This window comes from Terasakiella sp. 4MB5A, assembly GCF_050058155.1.
In the GTDB taxonomy this organism is placed as follows: Bacteria; Pseudomonadota; Alphaproteobacteria; order Rhodospirillales; family Terasakiellaceae; genus Terasakiella; species Terasakiella halodenitrificans.
Window position 1 is genome coordinate 3,383,055 of record NZ_CP188815.1, and the last position, 23,399, is coordinate 3,406,453.

Below are 23,399 nucleotides of genomic sequence, written 5' to 3' on the forward strand. Positions count from 1 at the left end.
ATGCTAGAACTATAATATAATGAATTCGTTTGAAAAAGGCGGGCACAGATAATGATATGTGCCCGCCCCAATCAGTTCACGTTGTGCCTGAAAATCAGGTTACGTGGTGTACACGGTTGTGAACGTTGAATTTACCAGTCGGAGTTTCCAGACCTTTGATACGTGCTTTCTCTTCGAGAGTTTTTGTATCGTAAACAACGATTTCACCGTTCAACCAATCAGCTTTACCGCCACGAGCCCATACGGAAACCCACAGCTCAGAACCGTCAGCGTTAAATTCACCATGCAGTGCGAGAGATTTTTCACGCTCAGTTACACGGATTGTTTTAACGATCTTACGAGTCTTTTTGTCCATGATTTGGATAGACTGCTGAATTTCCGGATCCGGGTGTTTCGGCTGATCCATGAACACATACTGAGTATTCGGATGTGTACGGATGAACAGGCCAGCACCGTCAGTTTCGGTTTTGTAGCAAGTTTTCCAAGCTTGGTCAGGGTGACCTTCCGGATCGTTACCCCAAACTGTGATCATACCTTCACCGATGTGACCAGTTGCACCAACCGGACCACATTTTTCGTCAGTCCAGTTTGCGCCCGGACCCGGGTGCGGCATTTTACCAGTTTCAAGAGAGCCTACGAATTTACGAGTAGTCGTATCGAAGAACTCCATACGGTTAGACGCGTTCGCAGCGATTTGGAAGTATTTCTGAGACGGGTCAAAGAAGCCGTCGTGCAGGAACTTGTGAGAGTCCATTTGGTCAATACGCAGGTTTTCCAGATCGGAATAATCTACTTGCCAAACTTGACCCAGCTCTTTAACCGCAACAACCCAAGACGGAGATTTCGGAGTGTTGTAAATCGCAGCAACACGTGCTTCGTTAACAAAGGCACCGTCAACGTTCACACCACGTGTGGAAACAACTTTCAACGGTTCCATAGTTACAGCGTCAGAGATTACGAAATGCGGCGGCCAGTAACCACCAGCGATAACGTATTTGTCTTTCCATTCGCCGTAATGAGAAACAGCGATGTCACGCGCGTCATATGCGATTTGAGATTCAGCAACAACTTGCGGCGGATCCATCCAAAGGTCGATTTTGTTTTGCTTGCCATCACGACCGATGGTGTACCAGAAACGACCGTCAGAAGTTTCTTTGGTCACGTGTACCGCATAACCAGTGTCAACTTTGGACAGAACTTCTTTGGTGTCGCCGTCGATGATAGCCATTTTACCAGCATCACGAAGAATAACGACGAAGAAGTTTTCCCAGTTACGACCGTGCATCGGCTTTTTAACGTAATCTTCGGGCTTCACGTAAATTTTTACGCTTTTCTTCATATCTTCCAAAGACATTTCAGACGGTTTCGGTGGTTCCATCTGAATGAAAGTAGCGAGTTTGGAAATCTGCTCTTTAGAGAAGATATCATCAAAGTTGTTCATACCGCCTTCGGTACCCAGTGTGATGATCTTTTCCAGACGCTTCTGGCCAAGCTTTTGAGTCGCTTTCGGCTCAAGACTTTTACCCGTCGCACCTTTACGCTCAGCACCATGACAGCCTGCGCAGCGTTGGAAGTAAAGAAGCTTGGCTTCTTCAAAATCAGCTTCAGACAGTGTAGGTTCTGCGGCACTTACGGCGGAACCCATGCCGAACATAAAGCCGGCAGCGAGTCCCAACACTGAAGTACCAAATGCAAACTTACGCATTTCATTGCCCCCAATATAGGTTAAAAAAAAGTCCAGTCGGCTCAGGTCATCTCGTCTGTTTGCGCCCAAGCAAGCTGGTCCTGTTAATTCAAACAGTACCTCATGCTTACATAGACCAAATACTGATTCCTTTACGTTGATCAAATGTGGCGAAAAAATGATCCCAAAATGTCTCCTCAGATATAAAAAGACTAAAAACCACTTTTCACGAATGTTATTTAAAAATAAAAAACATTTTCAAAGCAACATAACCATTTGAAATAAAATACATTTTCATCACATTAGAGAAATATTAACTCAACAAGAAATGGAAAAATCACCCATATTTTTATATGGGATAGCCACCTTTACCTGTCAAAATTTTATTAAAAAGCGCCTTGATCCGAACAAATTTTTATAAATTTTTCAAAAAATAGAAAGGAAGAGACTGACTGACAGGCTTTCTCTGCGAATCTCTTGGTCAAATTACTCTTCGAGTGGTATCCTTTTGTCATCAACCATGAAGCGAGCCATTGAATGCAAAGAACAATATTGATCCTTGCCTTACTTTTTTCAGTCGCCCTTTCATGGAGCGCCGACGGCTTGTCCGAAGAATCAAAACAGCCAAGTACAAAAAGTGAATTTCGCGTCGTCTACGCCAACAATTGGAATCCTATCTCCTATATCGAAAACGGACAAACCAAAGGGATCTTGCCCAACCAAGTAGAACACCTGCTGGGACAGGTTATGGGCCTGACCGTTAAACATATTGCCGTTCCTTGGGGCCGTGCACAAAAAATGATCCGCGAAGGGGCGGCCGATGCTTTTATCACAACAGCAACACCAGAACGTCTCACATACAGCACGCCAACAAAAGACAGCCTTTTTTATGTTCCTTTTGTTTTGGCAACCCTGAAAGAAAGCACCGCAGATCAGCGCCTTAAATCCCCTGATAACTTAATGCCTGTGATAGGTTCAACTTTCTGCGATGTATTAGGTAACGGTTGGGCAAAACAATTTTATCAAAACAAACCTGTAAAAGTACACTACGCACCAACGATCGAAGAATGTCTGAAAATGTTGCAGGTTGGCCGGGTCAGCGGCATCATCCATGCTCAAGCTGTTATAAAATATTATGCCGATACGATGGGGATGAGCAAAAACATCCATATCTTCCCAACGCCCGCACAATCCAGCCCTTCTTTTCCTATTTTGATATCAAATAAGTCTGTCTGGAAAGACCGTTTCCTCAAAGATTTCAACAGCCGGTTTTCTCAAATTCTCGATATCCAAATGATCATAAATGAAGAATAACGATCTTATTTCATCACAAAGTCGCAAGTACATCTGGCAGTTCAGAAAAACAATCAATAACGACATTGGCACCCAGTTCTTCAACCCTGACCTTTCGGTACCCGTAAGAAACCGCCACATTAGGCATAGACGCCTGTTTCGCCGCCTCAATATCATTTGTGCTATCGCCGACCATAACAACATCACTTGCGGATAACTGCATTCTCTCCAGTACATAAAAAATCATTTGGGGGTGCGGTTTTTTATGTTCCAACTCGTCCCCGCCAACGACAACTTCAAAGAAACCTTCCAGGTTCAGATCTTTTAACAGGTTTAAAGTCGGGCCGCTTGGCTTGTTGGTGCACAATGCCAAGCGTATCCCCTGGTTTTGCAGTTGGTGCAAAGTGGAAACAACCCCATCATATATACGGGTCTCATCCGCTTCGTGGCCTTCATAGAATTCGAGGAACTCTGTCGTTAGATTTTCAATTTGCGCATTATTAAAGACTTTCCCAGTGGCACGAAACGCACGTTCCATCAATTTTGCGGCCCCATTGCCAACAAACGTCATGGTTTCTTCCAGCGTAATAGAACGACATCCATATTGTGCGAGCACTTTATTACAAGCCGTGCGTAAATCCGGTGCACTGTCAATCAATGTGCCATCCAAATCAAAAATAACTGCTTTTAAAGGCATTTGTAGCATTCCGTAACAATCTTTGAGTTTGCTCTTGCCCCTTTTTAGGCTTAAAAAGGCATTGAACCAAGTGCTTTCAACATCGAACGACTCCAAAATATTATGTCAAAATCTGCTGCCATCGTTCTCGCTGCCGGCCTCGGCACCCGTATGAAGTCCTCAAAACCCAAAGTCATGCACCCTTTGGCGGGACGCCCCATGGTCAATCATGTCATTGCCAATCTGAAACGTGCCAGCGTAGAAGAGGTCATCTGCATTGTTGGCCCTGATATGCCAGAACTTGAAAAAACAGTGGCGCCACATAAGACAGCCATACAAAAAGATCGCCTTGGAACCGGGCATGCCGTCCTTGCCGCTAAAAATACCATGTGCGGCGATGAAGAAAACATTTTGATCGCCTTCGGGGATACGCCCTTAATTACCGATCAAACTTTTCATGCGATGCTGGAGGCACGAAAACGTGCCGATGTGGTCGTTCTTGGTTTTCGCCCTCAAAATCCCGGGGCTTATGGTCGGCTTATCGTCGATGCGCAGGGCGAATTGCAAGCCATTGTCGAATTTAAAGATGCCAATACAGAACAACGTGCCATCACCCTATGCAATTCAGGCGTTATGTGTGTGAATGGTAAAAAGTTATTCCCTTTATTGGAACGCATCACGAATGATAATGCCGCTGGCGAATATTACCTGACCGATATTGTTGCCTTAGCCCGCGAAGACGGCTTGCCTTGCGGTGTGGTCGAAGGCGAAGAGGACGAGCTTCTGGGGGTAAACTCCCGTGTCGAGCTTGCCCGGGCCGAAGCCATTACCCAAGATCGCCTACGTCATCAAGCAATGGTCAATGGGGCAACCTTGTTAGATCCGGCTTCCACATATTTCAGCTTCGACACCTGTTTGGGGCGCGATGTTGTCGTGGAACCCAACGTCTTTTTCGGTCCCGGCGTAAACGTCGGCGACAATGTCACCATCAAGGCCTTTTCTCATCTTGAAGATACCCAGGTTGGTAACGGCGTTGTCATGGGGCCATACGCACGATTGCGACCAGGAACAGACCTGCATGATGATGTCAAAGTCGGTAATTTTGTTGAAATTAAAAAAGCTGTTATCGAAAAAGGCGCCAAGGTCAATCATCTGAGCTACATCGGTGATGCCCGCGTCGGTGCCCAAGCCAATATCGGGGCGGGTACAATCACCTGTAACTATGATGGTTTTTTCAAATATCATACAGACATTGGTGCAGGTGCCTTTATCGGATCCAACACCGCCTTGGTTGCCCCTGTCAAAATTGGTGACAATGCCAATGTGGGTGCAGGCAGCACAATCAGTAAAGATGTCGAGGCAGGTGACCTTGCGCTCACACGTGCCCCGCAGAAAAACTTTGTTGGCTGGTCCGATAAGTTTCGCGCCAAACAAGCCCTTCGCAAAAACAGCAAATAAATATTGTAGAGTATCTCAGTCATGTGTGGAATTGTCGGATTTATCGGAAAAAAAGAAGCTTCCTCCCTTTTGGTTGAAGGGTTAAAACGGCTGGAATACCGTGGATATGATTCCGCCGGGATTGCAACCCTCAGCGAAGGCAAGATCGAACGCCGTCGTGCGGAAGGTAAAATTTACAATCTCCAGCAAGTGCTGAGTGACACCCCTGCCTCCGGCAAAGTCGGCATTGGTCATACGCGTTGGGCAACCCATGGCATCCCCAACGAAACCAATGCCCACCCACATGCCACCGAAAAAGTGGCTGTCGTCCATAACGGTATCATTGAGAATTTTCAGGAAATTCGCGCTGAACTGGTCAAAAATGGCTATCACCCCTTGTCAGAAACCGATAGCGAAGTTGTCCCCCTATTGATCACTTATTATCTGGATCAAGGGGACAGCCCGCGCGATGCTGTCAGCAAAACCCTGAAACGTCTTGAGGGGGCTTTTGCCCTGGGTATTATTTTTTCCGGTGAAGAAGACCTTCTCATCGGTGCACGGCGCGGCAGCCCCTTGGCCGTTGGCTTTGGCGATGGCGAGATGTACCTTGGATCAGACGCGATGGCGCTGGCCCATCTCACCAAACAAATCGCGTACCTTGATGAAGGGGATTGGGTGATTTTAGGGCGCGATCAAGTCACTTTTCTTGATGAAAACGATCAGGAAGTCCAACGTGACATCAAAGAAAGCGCCATGTCCAGTGCCTTGATCGGTAAAGGGGATCATCGCCACTATATGCTGAAGGAAATTTACGAACAACCGCAAGTCATTGGCGACACTCTCTCGACCTTTTTCAATCCAACGGCACAGACCATTTCCATGCCGGATTTCCCCTTTGATCTAGAAGACATTCCCCGCATCACGATTGTGGCCTGCGGCACATCTTTTTACGCCGGGCTGGTCGCAAAATACTGGATTGAACAATATGCCCGCATCGGGGTCGATATCGACGTTGCTTCGGAATTTCGTTATCGCGAGGCCCCCATGCAGGAAGGTGGCCTTGCCCTGTTTATTTCCCAATCCGGTGAAACCGCCGATACATTGGCCGCACTGCGTTATGCCAAATCACAAGGGCAATCCATTCTTTCCATTGTGAATGTACCTGAAAGCTCGATGGAACGCGAATCAGATGCGGTGCTTTTGACCCATGCGGGACCGGAAATCGGTGTGGCTTCGACTAAAGCTTTCACCACACAATTAACCGTTTTGGCTTGCTTTGCAATCTCTCTCGCAAAAGCCAAAGGAACCATCACTGTCGATTGCGAGTCACGCCTGTGCAGAGCGATTGCAGAAGTCCCCAGTCGGACTGCAGAAGTGCTTAATCATGATGAAGCTTTACGCAAAATTGCCCAAAACGTTGCGGAAGCGCGCGATGTTTTGTACCTCGGGCGGGGTTCCAGTTTCCCGATTGCGATGGAAGGCGCACTAAAGCTCAAAGAAATTTCGTATATTCATGCCGAAGGTTATGCCGCCGGGGAAATGAAGCACGGCCCGATTGCGTTAATTGATGAAAATGTGCCAATCATCGTCATTGCCCCTATGGACAGCAACTTTGAGAAAACAGCCTCAAACACACAAGAATCAGTGGCACGTGGCGGCAAGGTCATTTTAATGGCAAATAAAGAAGGGATCGAAAAAATGGCAGACCATTGCGTCGCCACCGTGACCATGCCCAATGTAGACCCGTTTGTTGCCCCGATCCTTTATTCCATCCCCGTTCAACTGCTGGCCTACCATGTTGCCGTTCATAAGGGCACGGATGTAGACCAACCCCGAAACCTCGCCAAATCTGTCACCGTGGAGTAGTTCCAACGGGGGCAGATAAGGACTTTTTAGGCCCACTACTGCCCATTTTTTCATCGCAGGCCAATGGTGCCATGAGTTCAATTGTCAGATCATGGCACTTCGCTTGAGCGTCATATCGGACGTCGATACGGCGGGTATACCGCTCCAACCATCGCTGTCTGTCGGTATCGCTGCCGCCGGTTTTGACCACCGTCAGCTTCATCAGTTCATTCAACCGTTGGTCGGTATTGTCCATCTCTGACAGTTGACGTGTTGACTGTGCAATATCATCCTGTGTTGAGTGTCGGGATATGGTCAGTTTGTTTATGAGTTTGTCATAAATTGACTGTTCAATCTTACCCAGCCGGTAATCTGCTTCCACATCACAAAATGCTGTTTCGATCCGTTCAAGCTCGTCACGCAATAAAGCGTTTTTCCGCTTTTCCAATCGCTTCCTATTTTTGATGGTGCCAGCATCAATCAACTTATCCTTCATCGCATTGTAGAGCTTCTCAGGGTGCGTCAGGGTATCATGGACCGCATCAAACACGATGGCATCAGTGCGTGGAATATTCAGTGATCTTTCCAAACCACAGCCATTACCACGAACCCACTTTTGATCGTCTTCCAACGGTCGCTTCACCCACTTCCGTTCCTTGGCTGGACAATAGTAAAGGGCTTCTCGTTTATGCGGATTTCGCTTTCCACCGATGATGGTGCCACAATGACCACACCACATCATGTTCCGCAGCATATAAAACTTCTGTGTTCTATTGTTCTGGCCCTTGCGTTCCAACACCGTCATTCGTTGCTGAACCACACGGTCCCAAAGACGCTGGCCCACAATTGCAGGACAGGAACACCACACCGTTTCATCCTGTTTCTTATCAGTGTAGCTGTAGTGTCCAAGGTAAAGCGTGTTGTGCAATATTTTCTGAATTGAACCAAGCGACCAACTATCAGATTGCCGCCGCGTCCTAATCTGATTGAGTTCCAGTTCATCTTTGATATTCATGGTTGATATGCCATCAGCAGACATCTCAAACATACACTGGACCCACACGCTCTCCATTGGATCAACGACCAGCTTACTGTCCTCAATACGATACCCGAACGGTGGAGGTCCGCCGTGCCAGAAGCCTTCTTTGACTTTACGAAGTTTACCGATCTGGCTTCTCTGGGACCGTAATGCGTTATCGTATTGACTAATTTCTGAGAGAATCCCAATGATAAGCTCGTCCATCGGTGATGCTAAATCGATTACACCTGATGGCGTATGTAACCTTACCTTTTTCTCTTTGAGCTTCCAGCGGATGCTGCCCCATGTGCGTTGATTTCGACTTAAGCGATCCGTATTGAATACAAATAGATCCGTGACCTGTTCATCTTCAATAGCCAGCATTAAATTCCGCAGAACTGGTCGGTTTTCGAGGTCTTCAAACTTGGAACTCTTGCCGCCTTCATTCCATATTTCGTAGTCGAACCCAAGCTCTGTTGCTTTGGCAATACCCATGTCCTTTTGGGTTTCTAATGAGGTTCCCTGTTCTTCCTGAATTGTGGTCGAAACGCGGGTATAGATATGTAGTTTTTTCACCATGGCAGGATTATACAACGCTCAGGCTTCCGGTGAAGCCATCGCGTAAACTGACCATATCCCGACACTCAACACAGGATGATATTGCACAGTCAACACGTCAACTGTCAGAGATGGACAATACCGACCAACGGTTGAATGAACTGATGAAGCTGACGGTGGTCAAAACCGGCGGCAGCGATACCGACAGACAGCGATGGTTGGAGCGGTATACCCGCCGTATCGACGTCCGATATGACGCTCAAGCGAAGTGCCATGATCTGACAATTGAACTCATGGCACCATTGGCCTGCGATGAAAAAATGGGCAGTAGTGGGCCTAAAAAGTCCTTATCTGCCCCCGTTGGAACTACTCCACGGTCCTTGATTAATAGAGATACTGGGCTGGTATATACCCCAGTTTGGGTCAAAATCATACTGTCGGTGCGATCACCGGCCTTTTGGGTATCGCAGTATTCGGACAACCAAATGAAGCTCTGGGAGTTGATTTCGGTTCACCGTAATAACGGCTGGACCTTTAAACGGATCGCCGATTGGCTCAACGACCGCGGCTATCAGACGCCACGCGGTAAAACCTTCACGGCTCGCCACACATTCTCCATCATAAAGAAGAAGCGAATTCGTGATGACCGCTTCAATCAGCCACCAGACATTCAGTTGGTAGACATCGGTTTTGTATATGACCCCGATAACAAGTAATTCTGCGTTTTGGACATCAAAATGACCTTCTGTGATAAGTAATAGATATAAAATGACAGTCGAATCTTGGCTGTCGTATAATTCATCATCTGACGAGTGAATCGTTGGGTCAGAGAGTTCTGGACTATCAAGGCCGAAGAATTACCGGGAAGACGGACCGGCGGCATCAGCATCTACTCTCGGTGCGACTGGAAGATCGTTGTATCGTATCCCGCAAACGACGGTTCGCTACCAAGCAACCTGTTCCGACGCTGATCTTAGATACAAAGGTTCCGAGCCAGCCTAAACAAACAGGATAAAGGACGCTGGCAATGTGTGTGAACACCACAACCAGCAGCCAGAGTGACATGCTGTAATTTTGTCACTTATGGTCCCGGTAGTGAGCGGTAATACGCTCGGAAAGCAGAGATGATGATGGGAAATTAGGCTACCCGCCCGTCGCCGTTATATACGGCTAGTCTCAAATTACAGGTCGATAGATACCTCAGAGAATGGATATTTAAGACGCTTCCCTTTTGATGACGTTGTTTTAGATGTCATCAAGGGGGGAAAGTGTCTCATCGTTCCTAGAGAATAGATCAAACTTCCCTAAAAGAATTTTCACCAAACAACCCAAAAAAATAAAACGTTGAGACCGTAATTCACGACGTGTGGAACACACGGAAGGGAATGAGGTTTCAACCGGACGACGTATGTCGGCCGCTTGATTACTTCATATAACATTCTGCTTTAATCAACGATACCGTTGACGGCATGACGTTGGCATTACTTCGCCATCTCCATTGCCATGGCACGTTTGACCTTTGATACCGATCCCGTGGATACATTGACCAATTTAGCAACACCACGGACACTGGCACCGGCCTTAAGGTGCTTCTTGATGCGATTGATTTTGTAATCACTGAGACCGGGGCGACCCAATTTTTGCCCCTGAGCCTTAGCTCTTTCCAGCCCAGCATGAATTCTTGATTTTAAGATACTGCGTTCGTATTCGGCGAAGATCGCAAGGAACTGGGTCATCATAATCGCCGTCTGGCTATGGGTGGTATCCAGACCTTGTTGATGCACATAAAGACCAATACCGCGTTCCTGCACGTAGCTCATAAAGGTGATAACCTCTTGCAAGCTTCGACCGAGCCGATCAATGCCCCACGTCATCACCATATCAACTTCACGCCGGGCCACCGCTTTATAGAGTGCATCATATCCCGGACGCTGATTGCGTCCCGTAGCACCACTGATGGCGTGATCTTCATAAACCTGCCGAATGGTCCACCCCATACGATCACACACCTGACGAAGTTCCAGTAGCTGGTTCTCATTGGTCTGGTGATCCGTTGATACGCGGCAGTAGACGGCGACGTTTTTACTGATGATGGTTCTCCTGAATGTTCATAAATCAAATGTTTGACGGACGCTGGAATCCGGGTCGGATGAAATGGCTGTTTTGAGCCAAAATGACGGTCATAGTGATCGTAGTGTTTTATGGACGGTGATCACGACGGTAATGTCGACGCTTTATTGACGGTCCCGGTCGCAACTATCGCGACTTCTTCCATCGGGTGCGTTCATACGCATCATAAACGGCAGTAATAACATCAGTGTCATTGTCATCAATGGCATTTAAAACCGCCGTTAATACCGTCTCAACATCGGATAACGACGGTCCTGCCACGATGCTCTTGTTACCCTTGATGGCTACCGTCTGTGATGAATATTTCAACGTGACGTAATACTGGCCTTCGTGCTGCCAACACCATGGTCGCAGCGGAACGTCGATGAAATGCTCTTGGGAGCAACTGACGCTGCACTGTGACTGGTCATCAGGATATGGTTATTGTCGGTATCGCCACCGCCACTGGCAATTTCTGCGACTTGGGCAAGGAATTGTAGCTGCCATTCAGGGTGAAAGAACGCATCTGGTTCGTCCAACAGTGTAATATGACCACCTTCGATATTCTTGAAGATTTCAGTCAGTGCGTAAATGTAGATAGATTGATACTGCCCATCACTGAAATCACGAAAGTCCGATGTGTGATCACCTTCGTAGGTATTCACTTAACCAATACCGGGATTCATCCCCAAGGTTTTTAAATTATCAAATGATCTGAATAAATCTAGCGGCGTTTGCCCTTCAAAAGCTTCACGGAACATCTTGATGTTGATCATCAGATGATCCAGCACTGCGGAAGCATGCCAGCAGCGGTCCGGGCAAACATCCGGACGGTTAAGTTATGGTCCCTGATTGTTGAGCGGCACAGACGATAACAATGCCCAATATTAATGCCATGGGCGTCCACTTGATTCACCTTTTATGAAATCAAAAGTGAATCGTCTACCCCAAATCTCAACTTTTCCCAAAATAGCAGGAATAGAAAATCGCAAACCAGTGAAATCTTATTTGATATCATATACGGCGTCATATATAATCATAACATGAGAGTGGTGATAGATACGAATGTGTGGGTGGCAGCGTTGCGATCACCGCATGGGGCTTCGTTCCTGATCTTGAAACAGCTAGCCCGATTTACCCCGGTAGTATCAGTGCTGCTGTTTCTGGAATATGAAGATGTTCTAAAACGCTCCGGCACGTTACAGGCGACCGGGCTGGGTGTTGAAGATATGGATGTTGTGCTGAACATGCTGGCCCGTGAAAGTGATCAGGTGATGATTAACTTTCTCTGGCGGCCGCAACTGAACGACCCAAAGGACGACATGGTTCTGGAAGTTGCCATGAACGGACAGGCTCACGCCATCATCACTCATAACACGCGGGATTTTAGAAACTGCCACATGCCGATCTGGACACCGAAAGAATTCGTGGAGAAACTGAAATGAGCCAATATTCACTTCGACTGCCCGACAGCCTGATGCAAGCGGCTAAAGATGCGGCTGCGACGGATCAATGCAGCCTGAACCAGTTCTTCCTGTCAGCCATCGCCGAAAAAGTCGGCACTATGAAAGCTATGAATGTGATCAACCAACGAGCCGCCATGGCCGACGATAGTGCCTTTAATACAGTCCTGAATAAAGTGCAAAAGCTGGATGGTAAACCTGTGGATGGCGATACTTAGGTGTCAAAGGCAGGACTTGATTTGACTTTTACACAGCTATTCAGATAGGCTCCGCTACGATAAGAACCCTGAAAACTATCTCGCTGCCGTAAAACTGGCATCAGTTCGCATTTGGATGAGAAGTTTATGAGTCTACGGCCTAAATGCTATAGGTGCGTATCCCCTTGCTATTGGAATACGCACTCTCCCCGACCCGAAAACCTGATCTCTATGTTTGAGCAGTTTTTAAGTGTCCCGGCATATAGCCAACAACAACTTGTTTAGTATCATCGTCCCAGAAAAAATAGAGCCTAAAGCCTAATCTCCCATCTCGGCTAGAACTGCCTTTGAGATGCCAAACTAATTCCTTACTCTCCCCTTGGAATGTAATGAAATACTCACCATCGAACTGCTTAGCTTTATTTTTTTGACCAAAACATTTTGTGTGTTCGAGTCCCCATTCAGAAATCGCAGCTTCAAACTTGTCAACATATTCACTACCTCCAATTTTCCGCATTGGGACATAGTGCTCTTTTAAAATAAGAAGCACTTTGTAAATCATTGCGACATCTTCAAAGTTTGATATTTTTGCAGACTTAATAGCTCTCTGGTGCACAACAACACTACCACTCAAGTGGTTTTGGCACCATGTTTCCAGATTATCTAATGTGTTCGGTATTTCAATTTCTATATCTGACCTTTTTTCAAGCAACTTTTCTTGATATTGTAAACGTGCTTGGACAGAAAAATAATCTGCCTTCAAATCTTGCAAATGAATGAGGGCATCGTCTCGCTCTTTTTCAGCAACGGAAAGTAATCCCAAAACATCATCAACTTCTTGCTTAGCCAGTTGAATTTCCTCCTCTGCCAATTCAAGTAAACTAGGTCCTGTTGACAAAGTATTTTACCCATACCCGAATTGATGTGACCTGCACGAAGCCAAGGAAACTGAGCATCGTCTTGTCATACCGAGTTGCAACCCGGCGAGCATTTTTGAGTTTGTTGAAGCAGCGTTCAACCTGATTTCTCAAGCCATATACGAAATCATCAACGGGAGTGATTTCCTTTCGGTTTTTCCGCATTGGGATCATGGCGTATCCACCGCGTTTCTCCATATCGTCCCGAATGGAGTTTGCATCGTAGCCTTTGTCTGCCAATAGAACCTTGGCATCTGGACCACCCCATTCCATCAATGGAGCATACCCTTTGTAATCTGATGTTTGGCCTTCGCTGATTTCCAGAGCTATTGGCAAGCCTTCGGCATTTGTTCGAAGGTGTATTTTGGACGTAAAGCCACCTTTTGAACGGCCGAGACCCTCTTTTTGAGTCCCCCTTTTGCCCCAGCAGCCTGATGATGGGCTCTGATGATTGTGCTATCTATCATTTGCACTGTATCTGGAACGGCTTTGGCATCGTTCAAGGCATCCAGTAGAACATCCCAAACGCCGAGCAATGTCCAGCGGCGGAATTGACGATAAACAGAGGACCATTTACCGAAGTAATTGGGGAGGTCACGCCAAGGTGCTCCTGTCCGGGCAATCCAAAAAATACCATCAAGAGTGAGGCGGTGATTTGAGGGAGGACGGCCAGATTTTGGCCCTTGGGCATGAAGGAATGGCTCGAAGAATAACCATTCATCGTCGCTCATCAAATTCCGCATAGACTTCTCCTCATAAAAAGAAGTCTTGAATCACATTCTAAGCAATTTGTGAACCCACTTTGTCAACAGGACCTAGGCATTAATAACGAATTTAGTAAAAACCTAATTGGTGTCCCCGAGAGGATTCGAACCTCCGACCCTCAGATTCATACCCGCTACGGCTTTCGCCGCCACCGCAAGCTTTCGCGGCTTTGTGGTCTGGACTTTCTCTTTGCCTTATCCCAAAGGACTTAGGCACCGCCCGTCAAGTCTCTGCACCTTCCCGAAAAGGATTTCGGGCTTGGCTCAGGATTACCAGTTTAAAGGCTTCCCTGAGTTTGAGCGGATTCATTAAGGCGTTTCCAACCTTAATGCCCAATTTCTCTTTTAGGAATCTGATGCTCTATCCTGCTGAGCTACGGGGACACTTATGGAAAAATAGCAAAAAACAATCCAAAAGCAAGTTACAAAAAAAACAGGCCATACATATAACTGTAAGCCTGCTGTAAGGTTGTCGGTGGGGGATTGGTGGCCTTGTTTTTAAATCAGTGCCGGGCAAAGGCGCTCATATTATCGTCTTCGTCAAAGAGAACAGTAACGTAACGGTCTTTCATGCCGCCTTGTTCCATACCCGGTGAACCCATCGGCATACCGGGGGCAGAGAGGCCTTTCGCCTTCGGGCGTTCTTTAAGCAGACGTTTTACATCATCTGCCGGGACATGACCTTCAACAACATACCCGTCAATCATAGCGGTGTGGCAGGATTCCAGTTGTTCAGGGACACCCATTTCTTTTTTGATGGTGTCCATATCTTCGCGTTTAATTTCCGTGACAGTAAAACCATTGTCGCGCATATGTTCACTCCAAGCCGTGCAACAGCCACAATAAGGGGACTTGTAAACGGTCACGTCTGTGGCGTGTGCGTGGGTGAACGCGGCGCTCATAAGAAAAACGCCAAGGATGGAAAAGAGTCTTAAGTACGTCATATGAATGTCCTTTCGTCGGATTGTCACAAGAAAACATCATAATTAAGACCGAATTGTGACTTTCGCGTTGCTGGAAGGTTGAAAAAATAGGTATAAATCGCCCCATGACAGAGATAACAACCCTACGCCCCGTTATTCTGGCCGGTGGATCGGGCACGCGCCTGCAACCGCTGTCCAGTGAAGTGCGACCAAAACAATTCCTGCCTTTGTTGGATGACGACAGCCCCTTTCAGGAGGCACTGGAACGCATTGATATAGCTGAGTGCTTACTCCCCTTGGTCATTGCAAATGTCCGCCTGAAAGATCTTGTTTTGGAACAGGCCGATGATATCGCCTTTGATCTGGAAGACCTGTTGTTGGAGGTCGAAGGCAAAAACACCTTGGCGGCCTGTCTAAGTGCCGCCCTTTGGGCACAGGCGCGCGGGGAAAATTATCCCTTATTGATTTGTCCCAGCGACCATTTTATCGGCGATGAAACCGCGTTCTCACGCGCTGTAATCGATGCGGCAAGTGCGGCGCAAAATGGCTGGATCGTCACGTTTGGGGCCGTTGCGGACCGACCCGTCACACATTATGGCTATATCGAAGTCGGCACACGCCTGCATGCCGGTTATAGCGGACATAAGGTCGAACGTTTTGTTGAAAAACCCGATGAAGAAACGGCCCGTAATTTGCTCGCACAAGGGCGTTTTGTTTGGAATGCCGGTATATTTTGTGTCACACCGGAAACATTGATCAAACTGGCCCAAACCCATTGCCCGGATGCGTTACAAGCCTGCGAAAGCGCAATGGCACAAAATCAGAACAGTGTTCTTGATTATGGTTCCTGTCCATCACAATCCCTTGATGTCGCCATTTTGGAAAAAACAGATCAGTGTGCGGTGGTATCCTTGCTGACGTCATGGTCTGATCTGGGCACATGGCCCGGGATTTGGAAAGCCCTGAAATTAATCGCCGATCAATCGCAATAGACTTTAAACGCCTGTGTGGCATTAACCAAAGCGTTGCGAATACCCGGTTCCAGCGCACTGTGCCCGGCATCGGGAACCATGATTAATTGTGAATTTGGCCAGCTGCGCGATAAATGTTCTGCCGTCACAGGCGGACAAACCACATCGTATCGCCCTTGCACGATGATGCAGGGTAAATGAAGAATACGGTGCAGCTTGCTTAAGAGATAATCTTTTTCCATGAAAAAATTATGTTGGAAATAATGTGCTTCCATCCGGGCAAGGCACAAGGTGCTGTGCGGGTCCGGTTGACCAGGGTTGTTAAACGGCATAAGCGTCGCACAGGCTTCTTCATAGGCTGACCAGGAAAAAGCCGCCGGTAAATGAATATCTGGATCAGGATGGTTTAATCGTCGCACGTAATTATTTAAAATATCAGTGCGTTCTTCTTTTGGTAAAAAATGGATAAAGGCGCGCGCTGCTTCGGGTTGGAAAGTCCCCATTTTATTCAGGAACCAGTCGCCTTCATAATCTTGGCCCATGAAAACACCGCGCAGGATGAAGCCTTTACACCGTGACGGATGGGCCACACCATAAGCCAGCGCCAAAGTGCTCCCCCATGATCCGCCAAAAACGAACCAGCTGTCAATTTTCAGCAAACGACGTAATTTTTCCAAATCGGCCACCAGATGATCAGTGGTGTTATTTTCAATCGAGGCCGCTGGGACAGAACGACCGCAACCGCGTTGATCCAGTAAAACGATACGATAATGATCAGGGTCGAAAAAACGCCGATGCACCGGCGCGCATCCTGCCCCCGGCCCACCATGTAAAAACAAGATCGGTTGTCCGTCGGGGTTCCCGCATTCTTCCCAGTAAATCGAATGACCATCGCCAACATCCAGCATACCGCTGTGATTGGGGGAAAGGGCGGGAAACAGATTTGATCCGTGATGATTAAAAGGCATTATTTTTCTATTACTTCCAATTGAGCCGGATGTTCGGGCGCTATCATAGGGCCGTTTTGTTGAAAAACCCAGCCTCGAATACGCACTTCACGCTCCTTTAATGTGGGGAGGTCAAACCCAAATGCACGAAATTTTTTTTGCGCCTTTTTAGAAAACTTGATGGTGAAATCAGTACGCCAGTTATTGCCGAAGTTCAAATAGGTTATCCCCTTGACCATCGCAACATCAATCACGCGCCCCTTAATAATGACAAATTTGTCCAGTGGAAGAGTTTCTGACAAGGCCGAATAGGCTTTCGGAGTTTCCAACAAATAAAGGTCACGGATAAAGGTGGTTTCACCGGGATAGGGAAAAGGCGTTGCTTTACCTTCGCGCACCAGTTCACCTTGAACCCAGCGTCCGTCTTTTAGATATATATGGGCAGGTTTTCGCCCATATCTGTCAGGCTTGTCCGATAACAGGCGCACAGAAACCCGATCCCCTGTTTTGACAAGGTCATTCAACCCTGTTGATTGCGGATCAAAAAGCAGGCCTGCCAGACGAACATCACCGGATTTTTCCAAGGTGACTTGAAAGGGTAACTGGATATCTTTAATTGTATCGGTTAGGGATTGGGCGAATGCCCCCTTGACCGAAAGGCCCGATAGCCCCACAAACAACAAAGTGGAAAAAAGGTAAAGATAGCTTGAAATGAACCGCTTCACACTGCTTGCCATAATGATTACGTTGGGACTGCTGCTGGCATTGGGCCAAATGAGCCGTCTGGGATTATTGAATTGAAACAACAAGAAGAACATGACATGAGCCGCGCTTACACACAATTGGAAAAGAAATTTAAACGTGCGGAGGTTCTGGGTGAAGCCTCGGCAATGTTGCATTGGGATTTGGCGGCCATGATGCCCAAAGGCGGTGCACAAGCCCGTGCCGAACAACTGGCTTTACTGGCAACCTTGAAACATTCCATGATGACGGAACCCGCCTTGGGTGATTTGCTAAACGAGGCCGAACATGATGGTGGGCTGGAGGATTGGCAAGCTGCAAACCTTTATGAAATGCGCCGCACTTATACCCATGCAACCGCCTTGGACGAAGATCTGGTCGAGGCCATATCGCGTGCGACTTCAACTTGTGAAGGCATTTGGCGCGAGGCACGCCCCGATGGTGATTTTACCCGTGTCGCCCCGGCTTTAAAAGAAGTCTTAAATCTGTCGCGTCAATCGGCACAGGCCAAAGCGCAAAAGCTGGATTGCGGTCTTTATGATGCCTTGCTTGATCAATATGAGCCGGGCGGAAAAGCCGCCGATATCGACCCAATTTTTGCCCGACTTGAAGAGTTCTTACCTGACTTTCTCCAATCCGTTCTGGAAAAACAAAAAGGCAAAACACCCATTCGCCCCAAAGGTCCTTTTGCAATCGAAAAACAAGAAGCACTGGGACGTAAATTTATGTCTGCCTTGGGCTTTGATTTTGATCATGGACGTCTAGATGTCAGCGCCCACCCATTTTGTGGCGGGGTGCCCGATGATATCCGCCTGACAACCCGTTATGATGAAAATGATTTTACCTCTGCCATGATGGGGGTTCTGCATGAAACCGGACACGCCCTTTATGAACGGGGGTTACCGAAGGAATGGCGCTATCATCCGGTTGGTGCCGCACGGGGCATGAGTATGCATGAAAGCCAGTCTTTGTTGGTGGAAATGCAGGTGTGTCGATCCGATGCGTTTTTACGTTATGCCGTGCCCCACATGAGTGCCGCGTTTCAGGGGAAGGGGGAAGAGTGGGGCCTTGAAAACTTCATTCGACTGTATCGCGAAGTCAAACCCGGTTTCATTCGCGTCGATGCTGACGAGGTAACTTATCCCGCCCATGTAATTTTACGTTACAAGCTGGAACGGGCTTTGATCGAAGGGGATATGGAAATTGAAGACATCCCGGCCGCATGGAACGATTTAATGGAAAAAATGCTCGGGATTCGGCCTGAAAATAACCGTGATGGATGTATGCAAGATATCCATTGGTTTGATGGCGCATGGGGGTATTTCCCGACTTATACACTGGGGGCGATGACAGCAGCACAAATTTTTGATGCAGCACAAAAAGCCTTGCCTTCTCTAGATGACGATATCGCAAGTGGTCGGTTTGATCGATTGATGAGTTGGTTGAGAACGAATATACATGGGCAAGGTTCCAAACTCTCTACATCAGAGATTTTAAAACATGCTACAGGCAAAACCCTTGATCCCAAGGTCTTCATTACTCATCTTAAAAAGAGATATATGGCTTGAGATTAAAAAAACGGACAGAGTGACCATGCATAAAAGAATCGTTGAAAAGAACTTAAAAACACTGGATGCGGAACGGGCCAACTACTTCAACGATGTGATTGGTTATCTCGAAGATATTGAAGAAACACAGCGCTTTCCCAATCTCGTTTATTTAACGTTGAAGGATATCCTTGATATTGCCCCAACCTATATCGAGAAAAAAGCCTTTGCCTTGTTGTTGCTGAAATTTGTAACTCATCATCGATTGGATTTACAAAAAATCATCTACGACAAAGAATATCTCTATGATGAAAATGTTTTGCGCAAAGTGACCGGAAAACTCATCGAAGCAATCGTTGACCAAACGATTCAGGGATATGAAGAAGGCCAGATTGATACGGGAGAAGCGGTGGTGCAAAAATACACCTATCCGTATCGTGCAATGGACCTTGTTGATATCGACGATGAAGAAGAACTGGAACGCGCAAAAGAAGAAGAACGCCGCCGTCAAGCCGCCTATACTGGCCCGGAAAGGCGCACTCGATAAAGCGATGTTGAACTCTTTGATTTTCTCTATACCAAAGGTTGGTATAAGAGGGATAGAAAAATAAGTTTACCTTGCTCTGCGTTCGGTTCTATATTGAGGACAAGTTATAGTATTTTCCAAGCCAAGAAAGCTTTTCATGGATATCATGGACACCTTACGATACGACCGCTGGATCGAAGACGCACTGAAAAGTGTAGTGCGCAAAGCCCTGACTTATTGTCAGGAAAACGGCCTGCCGGGCGAACATCATTTTTATATTACATTTGCCACCGATCATCCCGATGTGATCATGCCTGACAGCTTGCGTGATCAATATCCGGAAGAGATCACAATTGTGATTGAACACGAATATTGGGATCTGGAAGTGACGCAAGAGTATTTTGATGTGGTTTTGAGCTTCAGCGAAGTAAAAACACCCATCCACGTACCCTTTGAAGCCGTGACCGGATTTGCCGATCCAAGCGTGAAGTTTGGATTGCAGTTCAAGATGGAAATGCTTGATCCTGAAGATCTGGATGATGACGATGTGATGGATGATGATGACGAAGACATAATGCAATCGCAATCGGGTGAAGAGAAGACATCCGATACCTCTGAAGAGGGCAAAGACAATGTGATTGCACTGGATGCCTTTCGCAATAAGAAATAGTTTTTCTTCGGGCTGGATTCTTCCAGCCCCTTTTTTTTGTTTCACAGACCTATTGAATGAGAAGATAGAGATGAGCGATTCCGTTTATTACAACATGTTCCCTGTTGGTGAAGATACCACTCAATACCGCAAGCTAACCTCGGATTTTGTATCCACGATCGAGGTCGACGGCAAAGAGGTGTTGAAAGTTGACCCCGAAGCCATCCGTTTGCTGACGAAAGAAGCATTCAAGGAAATCTCTCATAAACTGCGCCCCGCCCATATGAAACAGGTTGCCAGCATTCTGGATGACCCGGAAGCATCTGATAATGACCGTTTTGTTGCCCTTGAAATGATCAAGAACGCAACCATTGCCGCCGATGGTATTCTACCGCTCTGTCAGGATACGGGAACCGCGATTGTCATGGGTAAACGCGGAAAATACTGCTGGGTTGATGGTCAGGACGAAGAAGCCATTTCCCAAGGGGTTGCACAGGCCTATACCGACCTGAACCTGCGTTATTCGCAAGTCTCACCTGTCGATATGTATGAAGAAGTCAACACAGGCAATAACCTGCCCGCACAGATTGACCTTTATGCAATCGAAGGCAATGCCTATAAATTTATGTTTATGGCAAAAGGCGGCGGGTCGGCAAACAAGACCTATCTGTATCAACAGACCAAAGCCTTGTTAAACCCCGCCTCCCTGAAAGCATTTTTGGATGAAAAAATCCGCACATTAGGGACAGCGGCCTGCCCGCCCTACCACCTTGCCATCACCATTGGCGGGACATCAGCAGAAACCAACCTGAAAACAACCAAGCTGGCATCTGCAAAATATCTGGATAACCTGCCGACAAGTGGCGGCGATAAAGGGCAAGCGTTCCGCGATGTGGAATTTGAACAGGAAGTCCTGAAAATGACACAGGACATGGGCATGGGGGCCCAGTTTGGCGGTAAATATTTCTGCCATGATGTTCGTGTCGTCCGCCTGCCGCGCCACGGCGCAAGCTGTCCGGTTTCAATCGGTGTCTCTTGTTCCGCAGACCGCCAGTTGTTTGCAAAAATCACCAAAGATGGTGTCTTCATTGAACAATTGTGTGACAACCCGGCGGATTATTTGCCTGTATCTGATGCTGAAAGCGCACAGGAAGTGTCCATCGATTTGAATCAGCCTATGGCAGATATCCTGAAAACCCTGTCTGAATATCCGGTGAAAACCCGTGTGAAAATGACAGGCACCATGATTGTGGCGCGCGATATCGCCCATGCCAAGCTGAAAGAACTGCTGGATGCAGGCAAGGAATTGCCGCAGTATTTTAAAGATCACCCAGTTTATTATGCCGGTCCGGCCAAAACACCAGAAGGGTATGCCTCCGGTTCCTTCGGCCCGACAACAGCCGGACGTATGGATGCTTATGTTGACCTGTTCCAAGCCAATGGCGGGTCCATGTTAATGGTCGCCAAAGGAAACCGTTCACAAGCGGTCACAGATGCCTGTAACAAGCATGGCGGCTTCTATCTGGGATCTATCGGTGGGGTTGCTGCAGAATTGACGCAAAAATCCATCAAGAAAATGGAATGTCTGGAATATCCTGAACTGGGTATGGAAGCCATTTGGAAAATCGAAGTAGAAGATTTCCCCGCGTTTATCATCGTGGATGACAAAGGCAACGATTTCTTCAAAGAATTCGTATAATTACAAAACAAAATGCCCCTGCGTAAAAACAGGGGCTTTTTTTCAAAGGCTCCCCGGCAAATGTGCTGCGGGAGCCTTTATGTTATCGGCGCATATTTTCAAGAATAAAGACACGAATTGCACTAGACAGATTACCTGTGCGTTCTTTGTCAATTTCGGTGATCAGCGCATTCATCGACATGTCGCGTTCGTCTGCGAGGTCTTTCAACGCATCCCAAAAGGCATTTTCCAACGAGACACTGGTGCCGTGTCCGGCGATGGTTACCGATCTTTTTCGTAAAGAGAGTTTTTCAGTCATAAGAGGCACTGTCATTCCGCGATGTTCCCAATAAATGTTAACCGCTTGTGCAGATTGCGTCATCATATTGTCGAAACTCCCCATGAGAAAATTTAATTATTTGGCTCTATCGGCTCTTTGTTTTTCTTATTTCTCTATTCTTATGCCTTTCCATTGCTTCGAACAAACGATAAGATTTCATTGATATGTTGAATTAAATTCATGTGAAACGATGCCCAGATCCCTTCCCCCTCTCCCTCAATTGCGTTCTTTCGAAGCCGCCGCCCGGCTTTTAAGCTTTAAACAGGCTGCGGAAGACCTGCATGTCACACCATCTGCGGTCTCTCATGCTGTACAAGCCTTGGAAGATTACCTTGGGGTGAAACTGTTTCATCGTATTGCAAAAGGAAAACGACATGACAAAGCCTTGCGATTAAGCGACGCGGGCAAGGCGCTTTTACCCAGCCTGACGCGATCTTTTGATGAAATTGAAAAGGCGGTTGTCTCAGTTATGGCACAGGGCGCTTCAGATATTTTAACGGTGGCAACCGCGCCGATCTTTGCAAAATCATGGTTAATGCCGCGCTTGCATCGTTTTGTCAGTGCCTACCCCGATGTCAACATCCGGGTGAACTCCACCTTAAACCCGACCGAGAGCCTATCCGGGCAATTTGATGTCGGATTGATGTACGGACGCGGCGTTTGGCCGGGATTGGTCTGTGAAATGCTTTTCCCCGAAACAATGGTGCCCGTCTGTTCTCCAGCCTTAATTCAACAAGCAGCTCCCCTCACCTGTCCGCAAAACCTTGTAGGGCATACATTAATCCATAGTGAAGCACGTCTGACGTCATGGTCCATGTGGTTGGAAAATGCTGGTGTGGAAGGCATTAACCCGGCAAAGGGATTGCATTTCAACCGTGCCACTCTTGCCATTGCAGCCGCCATTAACGGATTGGGGGTGGCTTTGGAAGGAAAAACCGCCGTGTTGGACGAATTACAAAGTGGGGAGCTGATTATCCCCTTCGAAGCCCCGGTCATGCCGGACCAACAAGACGGTTATTATCTCGCCTACCCCGAAGGGCGTGGCGATATTGAAAAAGTTATACTCTTTCGAAAATGGGTGCAGGAAGAAGCAGCTATGCAAAATTGACGGAGCTA

The 23,399-nt window shown here is 47.2% G+C and carries 22 protein-coding genes and 1 pseudogene; 12 read left to right on the plus strand and 11 right to left on the minus strand.

The genetic code is table 11. From position 1 onward, the window contains the following. Positions 1-94 precede the first annotated feature (94 nt). A complete protein-coding gene (locus tag ACI0FF_RS16080; RefSeq protein ID WP_419797779.1) occupies positions 95-1,705 on the minus strand; it encodes a cytochrome D1 domain-containing protein in 1,611 nt (536 codons plus the stop codon). A 516-nt stretch (positions 1,706-2,221) separates the two neighbouring features. On the opposite strand from ACI0FF_RS16080, the gene ACI0FF_RS16085 reads away from it, so the two are divergent. Continuing rightward, entirely contained in the window at positions 2,222-2,998 is a 777-nt protein-coding gene (locus tag ACI0FF_RS16085; protein WP_419797780.1) for a substrate-binding periplasmic protein, read from the plus strand. A 13-nt stretch (positions 2,999-3,011) separates the two neighbouring features. Here the strand turns inward: ACI0FF_RS16085 and gph are convergent, their stop codons facing one another. Beyond that, positions 3,012-3,674: a phosphoglycolate phosphatase gene (gph, locus tag ACI0FF_RS16090; RefSeq protein ID WP_419797781.1), complete on the minus strand. Its 663-nt coding sequence runs from the start codon at positions 3,672-3,674 to the stop codon at positions 3,012-3,014. 102 nt (positions 3,675-3,776) lie between these two features. Between gph and glmU the strand changes: the two genes are divergently transcribed. Together glmU and glmS are read left to right on the plus strand one after the other, a co-directional pair. Next, the gene (glmU, locus tag ACI0FF_RS16095) at positions 3,777-5,111 is read left to right on the plus strand and encodes a bifunctional UDP-N-acetylglucosamine diphosphorylase/glucosamine-1-phosphate N-acetyltransferase GlmU (RefSeq protein WP_419797782.1); all 1,335 of its coding nucleotides are present in this window, start codon (positions 3,777-3,779) and stop codon (positions 5,109-5,111) included. 21 nt (positions 5,112-5,132) lie between these two features. Next, positions 5,133-6,956 carry a glutamine--fructose-6-phosphate transaminase (isomerizing) gene (glmS, locus tag ACI0FF_RS16100; RefSeq protein WP_419797783.1) on the plus strand — a complete coding sequence of 608 codons (1,824 nt, stop codon included), beginning with the start codon at positions 5,133-5,135 and terminating at the stop codon, positions 6,954-6,956. Here the strand turns inward: glmS and ACI0FF_RS16105 are convergent. Next, positions 6,943-8,547 carry a recombinase family protein gene (locus ACI0FF_RS16105; protein ID WP_419797784.1) on the minus strand — a complete coding sequence of 535 codons (1,605 nt, stop codon included), beginning with the start codon at positions 8,545-8,547 and terminating at the stop codon, positions 6,943-6,945. The two genes, glmS and ACI0FF_RS16105, sit on opposite strands and share 14 nt — an antisense overlap. Before the next feature lie 95 nt (positions 8,548-8,642). Between ACI0FF_RS16105 and ACI0FF_RS16110 the strand changes: the two genes are divergently transcribed. Beyond that, a complete protein-coding gene (locus ACI0FF_RS16110) occupies positions 8,643-9,227 on the plus strand; it encodes a recombinase family protein (RefSeq protein WP_419797785.1) in 585 nt (194 codons plus the stop codon). A 765-nt stretch (positions 9,228-9,992) separates the two neighbouring features. Here ACI0FF_RS16110 and ACI0FF_RS16115 read toward each other — a convergent pair. Then, positions 9,993-10,604: a recombinase family protein gene (locus ACI0FF_RS16115; protein WP_419799716.1), complete on the minus strand. Its 612-nt coding sequence runs from the start codon at positions 10,602-10,604 to the stop codon at positions 9,993-9,995. A gap of 342 nt (positions 10,605-10,946) precedes the next feature. Further along, positions 10,947-11,285, minus strand: a complete 339-nt coding sequence (locus ACI0FF_RS16120; RefSeq protein WP_419797786.1) for an AAA family ATPase — start codon at positions 11,283-11,285, stop codon at positions 10,947-10,949. 378 nt (positions 11,286-11,663) lie between these two features. Between ACI0FF_RS16120 and ACI0FF_RS16125 the strand changes: the two genes are divergently transcribed. After that, entirely contained in the window at positions 11,664-12,065 is a 402-nt protein-coding gene (locus ACI0FF_RS16125; RefSeq protein WP_419797787.1) for a putative toxin-antitoxin system toxin component, PIN family, read from the plus strand. Beyond that, complete coding sequence (locus ACI0FF_RS16130; protein ID WP_419797788.1) at positions 12,062-12,301, plus strand: hypothetical protein; 240 nt, start codon at positions 12,062-12,064, stop codon at positions 12,299-12,301. Before ACI0FF_RS16125 ends, ACI0FF_RS16130 begins: the two co-directional genes overlap by 4 nt. Before the next feature lie 208 nt (positions 12,302-12,509). Here ACI0FF_RS16130 and ACI0FF_RS16135 read toward each other — a convergent pair whose 3' ends face one another. From ACI0FF_RS16135 to ACI0FF_RS16145, 3 genes and pseudogenes are all read right to left on the minus strand, one after another. After that, positions 12,510-13,178, minus strand: a complete 669-nt coding sequence (locus ACI0FF_RS16135) for a hypothetical protein (RefSeq protein ID WP_419797789.1) — start codon at positions 13,176-13,178, stop codon at positions 12,510-12,512. Then, a pseudogene (locus ACI0FF_RS16140) lies at positions 13,162-13,940 on the minus strand (IS5 family transposase). Before ACI0FF_RS16140 ends, ACI0FF_RS16135 begins: the two are co-directional and overlap by 17 nt. Positions 13,941-14,464: 524 nt before the next feature. Then, on the minus strand, positions 14,465-14,905 hold the full coding sequence (locus tag ACI0FF_RS16145) for a DUF411 domain-containing protein (protein ID WP_419797790.1): 441 nt from the start codon (positions 14,903-14,905) through the stop codon (positions 14,465-14,467). A 104-nt stretch (positions 14,906-15,009) separates the two neighbouring features. Here ACI0FF_RS16145 and ACI0FF_RS16150 point away from each other — a divergent pair, with 104 nt between their 5' ends. Continuing rightward, on the plus strand, positions 15,010-15,876 hold the full coding sequence (locus ACI0FF_RS16150; RefSeq protein WP_419797791.1) for a mannose-1-phosphate guanylyltransferase: 867 nt from the start codon (positions 15,010-15,012) through the stop codon (positions 15,874-15,876). On the opposite strand, the gene pip is transcribed toward ACI0FF_RS16150, so the two are convergent. Together pip and ACI0FF_RS16160 are read right to left on the minus strand one after the other, a co-directional pair. Then, on the minus strand, positions 15,864-16,823 hold the full coding sequence (gene pip, locus ACI0FF_RS16155; RefSeq protein WP_419797792.1) for a prolyl aminopeptidase: 960 nt from the start codon (positions 16,821-16,823) through the stop codon (positions 15,864-15,866). The genes ACI0FF_RS16150 and pip overlap by 13 nt on opposite strands. Beyond that, entirely contained in the window at positions 16,823-17,620 is a 798-nt protein-coding gene (locus ACI0FF_RS16160; protein WP_419797793.1) for a thermonuclease family protein, read from the minus strand. The genes pip and ACI0FF_RS16160 overlap by 1 nt, the downstream gene beginning before the upstream one ends. 3 nt (positions 17,621-17,623) lie before the next feature. Here ACI0FF_RS16160 and ACI0FF_RS16165 point away from each other — a divergent pair, with 3 nt between their 5' ends. From ACI0FF_RS16165 to ACI0FF_RS16180, 4 genes are all read left to right on the plus strand, one after another. Beyond that, positions 17,624-19,111: a carboxypeptidase M32 gene (locus ACI0FF_RS16165; RefSeq protein WP_419797794.1), complete on the plus strand. Its 1,488-nt coding sequence runs from the start codon at positions 17,624-17,626 to the stop codon at positions 19,109-19,111. A 25-nt stretch (positions 19,112-19,136) separates the two neighbouring features. Continuing rightward, positions 19,137-19,637: a hypothetical protein gene (locus ACI0FF_RS16170; RefSeq protein WP_419797795.1), complete on the plus strand. Its 501-nt coding sequence runs from the start codon at positions 19,137-19,139 to the stop codon at positions 19,635-19,637. Positions 19,638-19,773: 136 nt separating this feature from the next. Then, entirely contained in the window at positions 19,774-20,286 is a 513-nt protein-coding gene (locus ACI0FF_RS16175; RefSeq protein WP_419797796.1) for an SspB family protein, read from the plus strand. A 70-nt stretch (positions 20,287-20,356) separates the two neighbouring features. After that, positions 20,357-21,964 (plus strand): fumarate hydratase, encoded by a 1,608-nt coding sequence (locus ACI0FF_RS16180; protein WP_419797797.1) that lies wholly within the window; start codon positions 20,357-20,359, stop codon positions 21,962-21,964. A gap of 82 nt (positions 21,965-22,046) precedes the next feature. On the opposite strand, the gene ACI0FF_RS16185 is transcribed toward ACI0FF_RS16180, so the two are convergent. Beyond that, positions 22,047-22,328: a ribbon-helix-helix domain-containing protein gene (locus tag ACI0FF_RS16185; protein ID WP_419797798.1), complete on the minus strand. Its 282-nt coding sequence runs from the start codon at positions 22,326-22,328 to the stop codon at positions 22,047-22,049. A gap of 145 nt (positions 22,329-22,473) precedes the next feature. On the opposite strand from ACI0FF_RS16185, the gene gcvA reads away from it, so the two are divergent. Beyond that, positions 22,474-23,391 (plus strand): transcriptional regulator GcvA, encoded by a 918-nt coding sequence (gene gcvA / locus ACI0FF_RS16190; protein ID WP_419797799.1) that lies wholly within the window; start codon positions 22,474-22,476, stop codon positions 23,389-23,391. Positions 23,392-23,399: the final 8 nt, after the last annotated feature.

What these genes read in the sequence shown, in the direction of transcription:
- ACI0FF_RS16080 (WP_419797779.1), bottom strand. Translation starts at nt 1,705, where the DNA reads ATGCGTAAGTTTGCATTTGGTACTTCAGTGTTGGGACTCGCTGCCGGC.
- ACI0FF_RS16085 (WP_419797780.1), top strand. Translation starts at nt 2,222, where the DNA reads ATGCAAAGAACAATATTGATCCTTGCCTTACTTTTTTCAGTCGCCCTT.
- gph (WP_419797781.1), bottom strand. Translation starts at nt 3,674, where the DNA reads ATGCCTTTAAAAGCAGTTATTTTTGATTTGGATGGCACATTGATTGAC.
- glmU (WP_419797782.1), top strand. Translation starts at nt 3,777, where the DNA reads ATGTCAAAATCTGCTGCCATCGTTCTCGCTGCCGGCCTCGGCACCCGT.
- glmS (WP_419797783.1), top strand. Translation starts at nt 5,133, where the DNA reads ATGTGTGGAATTGTCGGATTTATCGGAAAAAAAGAAGCTTCCTCCCTT.
- ACI0FF_RS16110 (WP_419797785.1), top strand. Translation starts at nt 8,643, where the DNA reads ATGGACAATACCGACCAACGGTTGAATGAACTGATGAAGCTGACGGTG.
- ACI0FF_RS16125 (WP_419797787.1), top strand. Translation starts at nt 11,664, where the DNA reads ATGAGAGTGGTGATAGATACGAATGTGTGGGTGGCAGCGTTGCGATCA.
- ACI0FF_RS16130 (WP_419797788.1), top strand. Translation starts at nt 12,062, where the DNA reads ATGAGCCAATATTCACTTCGACTGCCCGACAGCCTGATGCAAGCGGCT.
- ACI0FF_RS16145 (WP_419797790.1), bottom strand. Translation starts at nt 14,905, where the DNA reads ATGACGTACTTAAGACTCTTTTCCATCCTTGGCGTTTTTCTTATGAGC.
- ACI0FF_RS16150 (WP_419797791.1), top strand. Translation starts at nt 15,010, where the DNA reads ATGACAGAGATAACAACCCTACGCCCCGTTATTCTGGCCGGTGGATCG.
- pip (WP_419797792.1), bottom strand. Translation starts at nt 16,823, where the DNA reads ATGCCTTTTAATCATCACGGATCAAATCTGTTTCCCGCCCTTTCCCCC.
- ACI0FF_RS16160 (WP_419797793.1), bottom strand. Translation starts at nt 17,620, where the DNA reads ATGTTCTTCTTGTTGTTTCAATTCAATAATCCCAGACGGCTCATTTGG.
- ACI0FF_RS16165 (WP_419797794.1), top strand. Translation starts at nt 17,624, where the DNA reads ATGAGCCGCGCTTACACACAATTGGAAAAGAAATTTAAACGTGCGGAG.
- ACI0FF_RS16170 (WP_419797795.1), top strand. Translation starts at nt 19,137, where the DNA reads ATGCATAAAAGAATCGTTGAAAAGAACTTAAAAACACTGGATGCGGAA.
- ACI0FF_RS16175 (WP_419797796.1), top strand. Translation starts at nt 19,774, where the DNA reads ATGGATATCATGGACACCTTACGATACGACCGCTGGATCGAAGACGCA.
- ACI0FF_RS16180 (WP_419797797.1), top strand. Translation starts at nt 20,357, where the DNA reads ATGAGCGATTCCGTTTATTACAACATGTTCCCTGTTGGTGAAGATACC.
- ACI0FF_RS16185 (WP_419797798.1), bottom strand. Translation starts at nt 22,328, where the DNA reads ATGATGACGCAATCTGCACAAGCGGTTAACATTTATTGGGAACATCGC.
- gcvA (WP_419797799.1), top strand. Translation starts at nt 22,474, where the DNA reads ATGCCCAGATCCCTTCCCCCTCTCCCTCAATTGCGTTCTTTCGAAGCC.